General features: G+C 72.0%; 11 protein-coding genes and 1 pseudogene. 9 read left to right on the top strand and 3 right to left on the bottom strand.

What is annotated here, in order from left to right; translation table 11 throughout:
* Nucleotides 1-161: 161 nt before the first annotated feature.
* From ABD198_RS24810 to ABD198_RS24795, 4 genes are all read left to right on the top strand, one after another.
* Nucleotides 162-1,349, top strand: coding sequence for an ABC transporter ATP-binding protein (locus ABD198_RS24810; protein WP_344005860.1), 1,188 nt, complete (start codon nucleotides 162-164; stop codon nucleotides 1,347-1,349).
* Nucleotides 1,346-2,053, top strand: a complete 708-nt coding sequence (locus ABD198_RS24805) for an ABC transporter permease (protein WP_344005858.1) — start codon at nucleotides 1,346-1,348, stop codon at nucleotides 2,051-2,053. The genes ABD198_RS24810 and ABD198_RS24805 overlap by 4 nt, the downstream gene beginning before the upstream one ends.
* Complete coding sequence (locus ABD198_RS24800; RefSeq protein ID WP_344005856.1) at nucleotides 2,050-2,721, top strand: ABC transporter permease; 672 nt, start codon at nucleotides 2,050-2,052, stop codon at nucleotides 2,719-2,721. Before ABD198_RS24805 ends, ABD198_RS24800 begins: the two co-directional genes overlap by 4 nt.
* 153 nt (nucleotides 2,722-2,874) lie before the next feature.
* A complete protein-coding gene (locus ABD198_RS24795; protein WP_344005854.1) occupies nucleotides 2,875-3,840 on the top strand; it encodes an ABC transporter substrate-binding protein in 966 nt (321 codons plus the stop codon).
* A 60-nt stretch (nucleotides 3,841-3,900) separates the two neighbouring features.
* On the opposite strand, the gene ABD198_RS24790 is transcribed toward ABD198_RS24795, so the two are convergent.
* The 3 genes from ABD198_RS24790 to ABD198_RS24780 all read right to left on the bottom strand — a co-directional run bounded on the left by ABD198_RS24790 (nucleotide 3,901) and on the right by ABD198_RS24780 (nucleotide 5,924).
* Complete coding sequence (locus tag ABD198_RS24790; RefSeq protein ID WP_344005852.1) at nucleotides 3,901-4,335, bottom strand: roadblock/LC7 domain-containing protein; 435 nt, start codon at nucleotides 4,333-4,335, stop codon at nucleotides 3,901-3,903.
* A complete protein-coding gene (locus ABD198_RS24785; RefSeq protein ID WP_344005850.1) occupies nucleotides 4,332-4,736 on the bottom strand; it encodes a hypothetical protein in 405 nt (134 codons plus the stop codon). Before ABD198_RS24785 ends, ABD198_RS24790 begins: the two co-directional genes overlap by 4 nt.
* 240 nt (nucleotides 4,737-4,976) lie before the next feature.
* Nucleotides 4,977-5,924 carry a lytic polysaccharide monooxygenase gene (locus ABD198_RS24780; protein WP_344005848.1) on the bottom strand — a complete coding sequence of 316 codons (948 nt, stop codon included), beginning with the start codon at nucleotides 5,922-5,924 and terminating at the stop codon, nucleotides 4,977-4,979.
* Between the two features lie 678 nt (nucleotides 5,925-6,602).
* On the opposite strand from ABD198_RS24780, the pseudogene ABD198_RS30800 reads away from it, so the two are divergent.
* The 5 genes and pseudogenes from ABD198_RS30800 to cyc2 all read left to right on the top strand — a co-directional run.
* A pseudogene (locus ABD198_RS30800) lies at nucleotides 6,603-7,091 on the top strand (S8 family serine peptidase); the annotation flags it as partial.
* A 228-nt stretch (nucleotides 7,092-7,319) separates the two neighbouring features.
* A complete protein-coding gene (locus ABD198_RS30795; protein WP_425580541.1) occupies nucleotides 7,320-7,550 on the top strand; it encodes a proprotein convertase P-domain-containing protein in 231 nt (76 codons plus the stop codon).
* A gap of 328 nt (nucleotides 7,551-7,878) precedes the next feature.
* Nucleotides 7,879-8,526: a ScbR family autoregulator-binding transcription factor gene (locus ABD198_RS24770; protein WP_344005846.1), complete on the top strand. Its 648-nt coding sequence runs from the start codon at nucleotides 7,879-7,881 to the stop codon at nucleotides 8,524-8,526.
* Between the two features lie 130 nt (nucleotides 8,527-8,656).
* Entirely contained in the window at nucleotides 8,657-9,838 is a 1,182-nt protein-coding gene (locus tag ABD198_RS24765) for a damage-control phosphatase ARMT1 family protein (RefSeq protein WP_344005843.1), read from the top strand.
* 94 nt (nucleotides 9,839-9,932) lie between these two features.
* Nucleotides 9,933-12,089: a germacradienol/geosmin synthase Cyc2 gene (gene cyc2, locus ABD198_RS24760; RefSeq protein WP_344005841.1), complete on the top strand. Its 2,157-nt coding sequence runs from the start codon at nucleotides 9,933-9,935 to the stop codon at nucleotides 12,087-12,089.
* Nucleotides 12,090-12,579: the final 490 nt, after the last annotated feature.

The following is a 12,579-nucleotide window of genomic DNA, read 5'->3' as shown; positions in this document are numbered from 1 at the left end:
GACTCCGTGAAGACACGGTGGCGGGACCCGGGCCGCAGGGACCGGCCGTGCGACCCCGCGCGTCCGGAATCCGGGCGTTGTCGGAGGCGGCGTCTAGACTCGACCGGCGACAGCGAGCGTGAGCCGGCCAGTTTTCCGCCACCCGAAGGGCATTCGGCGTCTTGATACGGATCGATTCAGTCACAAAGCGGTACCCGGACGGCACGGTGGCGGTCGACCGGCTGTCGCTCGAGATCCCGGACCGCTCGATCACCGTCCTCGTCGGGCCCTCCGGCTGCGGCAAGACCACCACCCTGCGCATGATCAACCGGATGGTGGAGCCCACCGAGGGCACCATCCTCCTCGACGGCCAGGACATCCAGCGCCGGCCGGTCACCGCCCTGCGCCGGTCCATGGGCTACGTCATCCAGAACGCCGGGCTGTTCCAGCACCGCACCATCGTCGACAACATCGCCACCGTGCCCCGCATGCTCGGCTGGGGCAAGCAGAAGTCCCGTGCGCGGGCGGTGGAGTTGATGGAGCGGGTGGGGCTGGACACCGCGCTGGCCAAGCGCTACCCGTACCAGCTCTCCGGCGGTCAGCAGCAGCGCGTCGGAGTGGCGCGGGCGCTCGCCGCCGATCCGCCGGTGCTGCTGATGGACGAGCCTTTCTCCGCCGTCGACCCCGTGGTGCGCAAGGGGCTCCAGGACGAACTGCTGCGGCTGCAGGACGAGTTGGGCAAGACGATCGTCTTCGTCACCCATGACATCGACGAGGCGATCAAGCTGGGCACGATGGTCGCCGTGCTGCGCGAGGGCGGCCGGCTCGCCCAGTACGCCCCGCCCGCCGAGCTGCTCTCCGCCCCCGCCGACGGCTTCGTCGAGGACTTCCTCGGTGCCGACCGCGGCATCCGCCGGCTCTCCTTCTTCTCCTCCGCCACCCTGGAACTGACCACCGAGCCGGTCATCACGGCGGACGCGGACGCCGGGCGCATCGCCGCCTCCGGCACCCCGCACCTGCTGGTGACCGACGCCGACGGCCGCCCGCTCGGCTGGGCCGACCGGCGCGAGGCGAGCGCGGGGCCCGTCGACACCGAGCGGCTGCTGCCGCACGGCCGCCCGTTCGTGCCCGGCACCGACTCGCTCCGCGCCGCCCTGGACTGCGCCGTGCTCTCGCCCACCGGCTGGGCCGTCGCCGTGGACGGCACCGGCCGGGTGACCGGCGTGGTCTCGCAGCAGACCATCGCCGAGGCGATCCGCACCGCCCACACCGAGAGCCGCACGGACACCTCTCAGCAGGCCGAGGAGTCCGGCAAGTCCCGTGACGCGGACGAGAACGACAGGGCGGACAAGGCCGAGGTCGCCTCGTGAACGGCTTCTTCGACATCCCCAGCGACCTCCAGCACAGCTGGCTCGGCCTGGTCGGACTGCATGTGCGCGAGGCGCTGCTGCCGGTGGCCGCCGGACTGCTGCTCGCCCTGCCCCTCGCCCAGCTGTGCGTCCGCCTGCGCTGGCTGTACGCACCGGTGCTCGGCGTGACCACTGTCCTCTACGCCATCCCCTCCCTGGCCTTCTTCGTCGTCCTCATCGACTACACCGGCCAGACCGAACTCACCGTGATGATCCCGCTGGCCGTCTACAGCCTGGTGGTGCTGGTCCCGGCGATCGTCGACGCCGTGCGCTCGGTGCCGCAGGAGACGCTCGCCGCCGCCACCGCCATGGGCTTCGGCCCCGTGCGCCGCTATCTCCAGGTGCAGCTGCCGATCGCCGCGCCCGCCGTCATCGCCGGCCTCCGGGTCGCCACCGCGTCCAGCATCTCCCTGGTCAGCGTGGGCGCCCTGATCGGCAACCAGGGCGCGCTCGGCAATCTGCTGGCCGCCGCGCAGAAGTACGACCGGCCCGAACTCGCCGTCAACTCCGTGCTTACCACGGCCGCACTGGCCATCCTGTGCGACGCCGTGCTGGTGCTGCTGCGCAGAGTGCTCACCCCGTGGATGCCCCGCGGCTCGGGCGGACGCCCCCGGGCAGCCGCCGCGACGCGGGAACGGGCCGAGGCGGAGGTGGTGGCCCGGTGAACGTCCTCAACTTCGCCGACGCCTTCTTCAGCGACAGCGCCCACTGGCACGGCTACGACGGCATCCCGCAGCGCCTCCTGGAACACATCCAGTACACCCTGCTCGCCCTCGCCATGGCCGCCGCCGTCGGCCTGCCCGCGGGCCTGCTCACCGGGCACACCGGACGCGGCGGCAACGCCATCGCCTTCATCGCCACCGCCGCCCGCGCCCTGCCCAGCTTCGGCCTGCTGGTGCTGATCGTGGTCACCATGGGCTTCGGACTGCTGCCCGTGATGATCCCGCTGGTGGTGCTCGCCGTCCCGCCGATCCTCGTCACCACCTACGAGGCGGTGCGCTCCGTCGACCCCGCGCCGGTGGACGCCGCCCGCGGCATGGGCATGCACGAGTCACGCATCCTCTTCCAGGTCGAACTCCCGGTCGCGCTGCCGCTGATCCTCAGCGGGCTGCGCTCGGCGGCCATCCAGATCGTGTCGACGGCCACCATCGCCGCGTACGTCTCCCTCGGCGGGCTGGGCCGCTACATCGTCGACGGCCTCTACCAGCGGGACTACGAGAAGGTGGTCGGCGGCGCCACGCTCGTCGCCCTCCTCGCGCTCGTCACCATCGCAGTGTTCTGGGCGGCCGGACGGCTGGCGGTCTCACCGGGGGTGCGCAGGCGCAGAACGTGACCTGGCCCGCAGCCGGGCGAGGCCGGGGATGCCCTCACGGCCCTCAGGGCCCTCCCGGGCGTCACAAGGCGTCCTCGGACGCCCCCACCTGTGTCGCAAAACGTAACCCGGACGGCCTTGACTGATCGTGAAGCGGCTGGATTGGATCGGTGAATGACTTCTACCGCCAGCGCGCACAGCAGCAGGTCCAGGACGAGGCACACCGGCGCGGCGGCCGTCGTGCTCACCGCCGTGGCGGCGCTGCTCGCGGGCTGCGGCGGCTCCGGTGACACCTCCGACAACCCCCTCGCCGAGGAGAAGGCCGAGGCCGGCACCGTCGTCGTCGGCTCCAACAACTTCGCCGAGAGCACCCTGCTCGCCGACATCTACGGCGAGGCCCTCAAGGCCAAGGGCATCAAGGTCACCTACAAGCACAACATCGGCAGCCGTGAGACGACGTACGGCCTGATGAAGAACGGTTCCATCACCGTTCTGCCCGAGTACAACGGCTCGTTGCTCGCCTACCTCGACCCCGAGGCGGAGCAGAAGTCCGTCGAAGAGGTGAACGCCGCCGTCAAGGCCAAGCTGGACAAGGGGCTGACGCTGCTTCAGTCCTCGCCCGCCGAGGACAAGGACTCGGTCAGCGTCAACGCCGAGACGGCGAAGAAGTACCAGCTCACCGCCTCCTCCACGCTCGCCGACCTCAAGGACGTGGCACCGAAGCTGGTGATCGGCGGCTCGCCGGAGTTCCAGACCCGCCACCACGGGCTCAAGGGCCTGAAGTCCGTCTACGGCCTGGAGTTCGAGTCCTTCAAGGCGCTCGACGCGGGCGGACCGCTGACCCAGGCGGCCCTCACCCGCAACACCGTCCAGGCGGCGAACATCTTCACCACCGACCCGACCATCGTGAAGGAGAAGTTCGTCGTCCTGAAGGACCCGGAGAACCTCTTCGGCTTCGCCAACGTCACCCCGCTGGTCAGCAAGGAAGGGCTGCCGAAGGAGGGCGTGGACGCCCTCGACGCGGTGTCCGCGAAGCTCGACACCGAGACCCTGCTGAAGCTGGACGCGCAGGTGCAGCTGGAGAAGAAGGACCCGCTGGACGTGGCGAAGGCATGGCTGAAGTCGGCCGGACTGGACTGACCCCGCACCGGACCGGTCACCAGGCCGGACGGATCACCGACGGGCGGTCGTGAAGCGGCTTCACACGCCGGGCCCGGCACCGGGCCCGGCGGTGACGCTCCGCAGGGCCGCCCGCAGATGCTCGCCGATCTGCTTGACCAGCATGTTCATCTGGTACGCCACCACACCGACGTCGGCGCCCGGACCGGTGAGCACGACGAGCTGCGCCCCGGGGCCGGCCGACGTCAGGACCAGGTAGCTGTTGGCCATCTCCACCAGCGCCTGGCGCACCGGCCCGCCCCGGAAGTCCATGCTGACGCCCTTGCTCAGGCTCATCAGCCCGGACGCGCTCGCGGCGAGCCGCTCCGCGTCGTCGCGCAGGAACCCCGTGGATCTGCTGATCACCAGCCCGTCCTCGGACAGCACCACGGCGTGGTTCACCTCCGCGACCCGCTCCACGAGTCCGGTGAGCAGCTTGTCCAGCTGGGCGTTCGCAGGGGGGACGGGGCGTGTCATGGCGGTGTTCCTTCGGTCGTGTCGGCTGCGGGTGCCTCCTCGCCACGGGCGAGGAGCGTGCCACGCTGGAACGCGGCGAGCGAGGCGGCGGCGCGCTCCGCGGTGAAGTCGCCGGCGGCCGACGGCATCTCGGCATGACCCTCGGCGGCCGGCCTGCCCTGCGGCACACGCCGGGGGAGCGGGGCGAGCCCGCCGGCGGGACAGGGGCGATCCGCGGCGGTCGCGGGATCCGCGGCGGTCGCGGGATCTGTTGCGGTCCCGGGAGCCATGGCGGTCCCGGCGGCGTGGTCCGCCTCGGTGCCCGGCGTACCGGCGGCGGGGTCCCCGTCGTGGCCGGTGAGGCGGTCCGCCGGCGTACCGGCGGCGGGGCAGTCCGGGTCGTCCGCGTCGGCCTCGTCCATGCCGCCCTCCACGTCCCCCTGGTCCTCGGCACTTAAGGGCGGCTCTCCCGCAGCGTGTCCCCCCGGGACAGGTCCCCGTCGTCCACCGGAAAGAGTCATGGGCGTACGGACCTCGCTGTGCGGCCGAGCAGGAGCAGGAGGCGAGGAGCCAATCGCGCGGAACGGCCGGCCGTCAAGTGACCAGTCGTCCCGGATGCGTTGATGCTGCCGCATTGTGATGAAGCGGAGCCGGTCCACGGCTCAGCGCCGCCGCAGCCGGGGTGCCAGTACGGCGCCCGCGGTGAGCAGCAGCACGGCCGCCGCGCCCCCGGCCACCATCGGAGCGGAGGGCCCGGACGCGGCCGCGGGGGCCGCCTTCGCCGCCGCGGCGGCCGGAGTCCCGTCGCCGGAAGCTGTCCCTCCGGAGGGCGCCGCACCGTCCCCGGGCGTGCCCGATGCCTCGGGTTTCCGGTCCCGCGAGGCGGCCTTCCGCTCCTCGGCCTTCGCCGCACCCGCGCCGGACCCCCGCCCGGCCTCTGCCCCCTGATCCTGCTTCTGCTCCTGCTTCGACTCCGGGAACACCACGTCCGAGCACGAGTAGTAGGTGTCCGGGGTGCTGCTGTTCTGCCAGATCGTGTACAGCACATGACGTCCTGTCCGGTCGGACGGCAGGGTGACGCGGAAGCGGTAGGCGCCCTTCGTCAGCGGCGGGTCGGTCACCTCGGCGAACGGCTTGGCGGGCAGATCGGACCAGGTCAGCGGCTTGGCCGGATCGTAGCCGGGCTTGGTGAGGTACATCCGGAAGGTGCCCTCGTGGGGGATCGTCGAGACGTACCTCATCGGCAGGGCCGCGCCGGGCGACACCCGGGTGGCCGGCCAGTCGGCGCGCGGGAGGTCCAGGCCCCGGTAGGCGGGCAGGCCCCCGCTGCACAGCTTCCCGTCCGGGATGCGCTGCCGGTCGGCGCCGTTCACGTTCGGCACCCGGAGGTTGTCCCAGGCGGTGAAGGGCGCCCCGTTGGCGGCGACGGCCGCCCGGCACGCCGCCGACCGGGCGCGCTCCCCGCCCTCGGGCGAGCAGGCCAGCACCCGGCTCACCGGGTCCGTGGGTGCCCCGTGCGCCCGTGCGGGTGCCGCCGTCGTCAGGGGCAGCAGCAGCGGGGTCACCAGGGCGGCCGCGAGTGCCGCGCGGTGTGCGGTCGTCCGGGACATCCGTAACGCCTCCTCGGCGCGGGGGAGGTGACGGCCGGGGCGGCCGTGCGGGGCAGGGGACGGTTCTGCGGGGGCGGCGCCACCGCGCGGCTCGACCGGGCCGTGCCGGCGCCGGTCCGGCCGACGCCCGCGGTGGGTCCGTCCTCGCAGACCCGTTCCCCTCCGTGCAGTACGGAAGAACCGCCCGGCGCGTTCACCCTCGCCACGAGGCGGGGCATAGCGGTCCCATTACGGTCGACTGCCGGGACCCTCAAGGGCGTCGAGGGTGGTTTTCCGGCCGGATCGAGGGTTTCCCCGTATCCCGCCGTGCCGCGCCCTGCCTATCGTCCCTCCGCAGCCGACCCACCGGTAACCCCGCAGGGCACGCTGCTCGCGCCTGGCCGGCCGACGCCGCACGTCGATCCACCCCCGCCGCTTCGAGGACGAAGCGGATCGACCCTTCTCCCCAACTCCGCTGGCCGGAGTCCGGCACGAAAGGCACACCCTTGCGTACCTCCCCCACGAACGCCTCGCTCAGACGGACCTCGATATCCGTCGCCGCCCTCTCCGCCGCCCTGATGATGGCCAGCTCCCAGGTCGCCGTCGCCCAGGACGTCCCCGAGCCGGCCGTCCCCGCGGCGCTGACCGAGGCCGCCCCCGGCACCCCGGCCGAGCGGCTCATCGTCGGCTACAAGTCCGGTGCCGCCGAGGCCACCTCGGACAAGGCGGCCGCCGCCGACGCCGCCGCCAAGGGCCGCAAGGCCGGCGAGGACGTCGGCTTCGAGCGCCGCCTGGGCACCGGCGCCGCCCTGGTCGAGCTGGACGAGCGGGCCGGCCGCTCGGACGTCGCCGAGGTCGTCGCCGAGTACGAGGCCGACCCGCAGGTCGCCTACGTCGTCCCCGACCGCCTCAACAAGCCGCTCGCCACCCCGGACGACACCGAGTACGGCAAGCAGTGGGACCTGTTCGAGTCCACCGCCGGCATGCGGGTGCCGGGCGCCTGGGACCTCGCCACCGGCAGCGGCGTCACCGTCGCCGTCCTCGACACCGGCTACGTCAGCCACTCCGACCTCGCCGCCGACATACGCCCACTACCAGGGCACCAGCATGGCCACCCCGCACATCGCGGGCCTGGCCGCGCTGATGAAGTCGGCGAACCCCGCGCTCACCCCGGCCCAGATCGAGTCGGCGATCAAAGCCAACGCCCGTGCCCTGCCCGGCACCTGCTCCGGCGGCTGCGGCGCCGGCCTGGCCGACGCGGCGAAGACCGTCCAGGCGGTCCTCGGCGGAACGCCCACCGGCACGACGTACTCGAGCAGCACCGCCGTCTCCATTCCGGACAACGGCTCGGCGATCGAGTCGCCGATCACCGTGAGCGGCCGCAGCGGCAACGCCCCCTCCAACCTGCGGGTCGGCGTGGACATCACCCACACCTACCGCGGTGACCTCGTCATCGACCTGGTGGCGCCGGACGGTTCGGCGTACCGGCTGAAGTCCGCGAGCGGCTCCGACTCGGCGGACGACGTGCGCACCACCTACACCGTCGACGCCTCCGCAGAGAGCGCCAACGGCACCTGGAAGGTGCGCGTGCGGGACACGGCGGCCTGGGACACCGGGCGGCTGAACGGCTGGCAGCTGACCTTCTGAACGACCTTCAGAACGACCTTCTCAATGACCTTCTCAATGACCTTCTCAAGGTCCTTCTGAGACAGCGCGGTTCGGCCGCGCACGGACAGGCGGGCCGGCGGGTGCGGATGGGGCACCGGCCGGCCCGCCTTCTCATGTCGGCCCCGGGCTGCCACAATCAGATACCGGACGTGCTGTTTTCTTTGAACGGCAGGACTACTTTTGCCGGTTGTGTGCCTGATCACGGTCCGACCTGTGTGGTGAACGCGGCCTGACGGTGAGTTATTGTGTACGCACGGTAAAAACAAACGGCATGACCCGTTCCTTTCCCGGCACAGGAGTTCAGTCGATGGCGAGGCAGGTACGCGCCGAGCAGACCCGCGCGACGATCATCAGAGCCGCCGCCGACCTGTTCGACCGGCAGGGCTACGAATCGACCAGTCTCAGCGACATCGTCGAACACGCCCAGGTCACCAAGGGGGCGCTCTACTTCCACTTCGCGGCCAAGGAGGACCTGGCCCACGCCATCCTGGAACTGCAGTCCGCCACCTGCCGCCGCCTGGCCAGGGACACCGAGAACCGCGGTCACACCTCGCTGGAGGCGCTGATGCGCCTCACCTTCGGCATAGCCCGCCTGTCCGCCGAGGACCCCGTGCTGCGGGCCGGCCTGCGCCTGGCCACCGGCGGCACCCGGCCCCGCCCGCCGCTGACCCATCCGTTCACCGAGTGGCTGGACATCGTCACCGCCCGGCTCGTCGGCGCGGTCAAGGAGGCCGACATCCACCCGGACGTCGACGTCGATGTCGTCGCCCACTCCCTGGTCTGCTTCTTCGTCGGCACCCGCGTCGTGGGCCGCTCCCGCGAACCGGTCGCCCGGCAGCCGCGCCGCACGGCGGAGATGTGGCATCTGCTCATACGCGGCCTGGTCCCGGTGACCCGCCGCGCCCGCTACCTCAGCCTGGCCGCCCGTCTGGAACGCGAGATCGCCCCTGTGTGAACCCCCCTGTGTGAACCCCCCTGTGTGACCCCCCGTGTGAAACGCCCCCGTGTGCATCGCCCCCGTCTGACGTGATCGCCCAGGTGTGACGTGCCGCGTCCGGCCGCGGACGCGCGTTACCGTGAGCGGCATGCCCGACACCCCCACCGCCCCCGTGATCCTCGGCGCCGAACCCGGCTCGTTCCCGCACAGCGTGCTGTCCGAGCGGCACCCCGCGATCATCCGGCAGGTGCGCGAGGCCTTCCCGTACGAACCCCACCAGCAGCGGGCGCTCGACGCACTGCTGGCCAACTGCACCGAGGGCGAGATCGAACTCCTTCCGGCGGACGCCCCCGACCGGGCGCGCTGGGAGGAGTGGGGGATGACCGCGTACGCCGGCAGGTCCTGGTACGAGGTGCCCTGGCTGTGGTCCGAGAGCTGGTTCTACCGCCTGCTGCTGGAGGCCGTCGGCTACTTCGCCCCCGGCCCCTGGCAGGGCATCGACCCCTTCCGCCCCGCCAAACTCGCCGAACTCGACTCGCCCGCCACCGACGAGGAACTGGCCGCGCTCGACGAACTCACCGGCCGACCCGCGGACGAACAGGCCCGCGCCCTGCTGCACGGCTCCCTCTGGGGCAACCGCGCCGACCTCGGCTTCCGGCTGTCCGCCGAGGGCACCCGCGAGACCGACGCCGTCCCCGGTCTGCTGGCCGACGACAGCGAGCGGCTCTGGCCGCTGCTCGGCACCTCCGGCACGGGCACGCTCTGCCTGGTCGCCGACAACGCGGGCGGTGAACTCGTCCCCGATCTGCTGCTTCTGGACCATCTGCTGACCCACGGCCTGATCGCGCGGGCCGTGCTGCACGTCAAGCCGTACCCCTACTACGTCTCCGACGCCACCGGCACCGATGTGATCGACGCGCTGCGCCGGCTGACCGGGGCCGGGGGAGCGGCGGCCGATTCCGGGCGCCGCCTGTGGTCCGCCCTCGGCGACGGCCGGCTGGTGCTGCGCGCACACCCCTTCTCCTGCGCCCCGCTGCCGTACGCCGAGATGCCGGACGACCTGCGCGCCGATTTCGCCTCGGCCACCGTCACCGTGGTCAAGGGCGACCTCAACTACCGCCGCCTGGTGGGCGACCGGCTCTGGCCGCCGACCACCCCGTTCGCCGAGGTCACCGACTGGTTCCCGGGCCCGGTCGCCGCGCTGCGCACGCTCAAGTCCGATGTGATCACCGGCCTGAGCGCGGACACCGTGGCGGCGCTGGACAAGGCCGAGCCCGACGGCCGCTGGCGCACCGCAGGCACCCACGCCCTGATCCAGGTCCGGACATAAGGCCTGAACTCCCGTTTCACCACCGGTTCACGCGATGGTGTGATCATGTCCGGGCCGGAGGATGCGGCCACGGACCCACGGGTAGCTCCCGGCCATGACGCAGCCGTTCGAACTCCCGCACTTCTACCTGCCGCATCCCGCGCGGCTGAACCCGCATGTCGACGAGGCCCGGGCCCACTCGACGGCGTGGGCGCGCGAGATGGGCATGCTGGAGGGTTCCGGGGTCTGGGAGCAGGCCGATCTCGACGCGCACGACTACGGCCTGCTCTGCGCCTACACCCACCCCGACTGCGACGGGCCCGCGCTCTCGCTCATCACCGACTGGTACGTGTGGGTCTTCTTCTTCGACGACCACTTCCTGGAGAAGTACAAACGCACCCAGGACCGCGCCGCCGGCCAGGCCCACCTGGACCGGCTGCCGCTGTTCATGCCGCTCGACGACGCGACGCCCGTGCCCGAGCCGCAGAATCCGGTCGAGGCCGGCCTCGCCGACCTGTGGGCGCGCACGGTACCGGCCATGTCCGCCCGCTGGCGCCGCCGGTTCGCCGTCGCCACCGAGCATCTGCTCAACGAGTCGCTGTGGGAGCTGTCCAACATCAACGAGGGGCGGATCGCCAACCCGGTCGAGTACATCGAGATGCGCCGCAAGGTCGGCGGCGCGCCCTGGTCGGCGGGGCTGGTCGAGTACGCGACCGCCGAGGTCCCGGCCGCCGTCGCCGGCACCCGGCCGCTCCGGGTGCTGATGGAGACCTTCTCCGACGCCGTGCACCTGCGCAACGACCTGTTCTCCTACCAGCGCGAGGTCGAGGAGGAGGGCGAACTCAGCAATGGCGTCCTGGTGCTGGAGACCTTCTTCGGCTGCAGCACCCAGGAGGCCGCCGACCTGGTCAACGACGTCCTCACCTCACGGCTCCAGCAGTTCGAGCACACCGCGTTCACCGAAGTCCCCGCGATCGCCCTGGAGAAGGGGCTCGGCCCGGACGAGGTGGCGGCCGTCGCGGCGTACGCCAGGGGGCTGCAGGACTGGCAGTCCGGAGGCCACGAGTGGCACATGCGCTCCAGCCGGTACATGAACGAGGGCGCGCTCGACCGGCGCCCGTGGGACGGCCCCAAGGGGGCGGGGGCCTCGGCCGCCGACGTCCGGGCGCTGCTCGCGTCGGCGGGAGCCGAGCGGCTGCGTGCCTACACCCATGTGCCGTACCAGAAGGTCGGACCGTCCCGGATCCCCGATCTGCGCATGCCGATCCCGGTGCGGCTCTGCCCGCACCTCGAAACCTCCCGGGAGCAACTGGTCCGCTGGTGCCACCGGATGGGCATCCTCAGCGAGGGCGTGTGGGACGAGGACAAGCTCGCCGCCGGCGACTTCGCCCTGTGCTCCGCCGGGCTCGACCCGGACGCCACGGCTGAGGCCCTCGACCTCAGCGCCCAGTGGCTCGCCTGGGGGACGTACGGCGACGACTACTACCCGCTGGTGTACGGCCACCGCCGTGATATGGCCGCCGCCCGGCTGACCACGGCCCGTCTGTCGGACTGCATGCCTGTCGAGGGCGAACCGGCGACCGTGCCCGTCAACGCCATGGAACGCGGCCTGACCGACCTGTGGGCGCGCACCACGGCGGCCATGCCTCCCGAGGCGCGCCGCACCCTGAAGTACGCGGTGAACGCCATGACGGAGAGCTGGCTGTGGGAGCTGGCCAACCAGATGCAGCACCGCATCCCGGACCCGGTCGACTATCTCGAGATGCGCCGCCGGACCTTCGGCTCCGACCTCACCCTCAGCATGTGCCGAATGGGCCACGGCCCGGCCGTCCCGCCCGAGGTGTACCGCAGCGGCCCGGTGCGCTCGATGGAGAACGCCGCCATCGACTACGGATGCCTGATCAACGATGTGTTCTCCTACCAGAAGGAGATCGAGTACGAGGGCGAGATCCACAACGCGATCCTCGTCGTGCAGAACTTCTTCGGCTGCGACTACCCGCGCGGCCTGCGCATCGTGCACGACCTGATGGACCAGCGTCTGCGCCAGTTCGAGCATGTCGTGTCCCACGAGCTCCCCAGGCTGTACGAGGACTTCGCGCTCTCGCAGGACGCGCGGGCGGTCATGGAGCAGTACGTCGAGGACCTGCGCAACTGGATGGCGGGCATCCTCCACTGGCATCACAACGTGGACCGCTACAAGGAAGCCTGGCTCTCCCGCCGCACCCACAGATTCCTGCCGCACCGCACGCCGTCCGTGCCCGTGCCCGGCTGAGCGGCGTCCGTCCGCTCGGTCTCACCCGTTCGTAGCTCGTCCTCATTACTCACTCGTCCTCATTACTCGCTCGTTCGTGGCTCGTCGCCGTCCGGTCCGCCGGGCAGCAGATCAAGGGAGGTGCTCCATGGAGCAGGCGGCCCTGCGCCCCAAGCCGCTGCCCGGCGGCACGGGAGGCAACTGGAAGCAGTGCGTGTGAGGGGGCCGGTGGCGGGTCAGGAAGGGCGGCGAACCGCGCCCCGCCCGGCCCCCGCAGCGGCGGGAGCACGCCGCGCGGCGGCGCGGCCGGCGTCTCGTCTCCACCCTGCTCGGCCTGCTGTTCGGCACGGTGCTGGTGCTGTCCGGCGTGGGGCTCGGCGCCGTGGGCGCCACCCTGGCCGGCACGGGCCGGCTGCCCGGCCTGCACCAGCCGCAGCCGGACGGCGGCCCGCCCGCCGCGCCCCCACCGCCCCGGGGCCCCACCGCGTCCCCGGCCCCCGCGCCGGTGGCC

Origin of the sequence: Streptomyces thermocarboxydovorans, assembly GCF_039524635.1 — a bacterium.
GTDB classification, from domain to species: domain Bacteria; phylum Actinomycetota; class Actinomycetes; order Streptomycetales; family Streptomycetaceae; genus Streptomyces; species Streptomyces thermocarboxydovorans.
The sequence above is the reverse complement of the archived record's forward strand: the minus strand, read 5'-3'. Positions and strand labels throughout refer to the sequence as shown.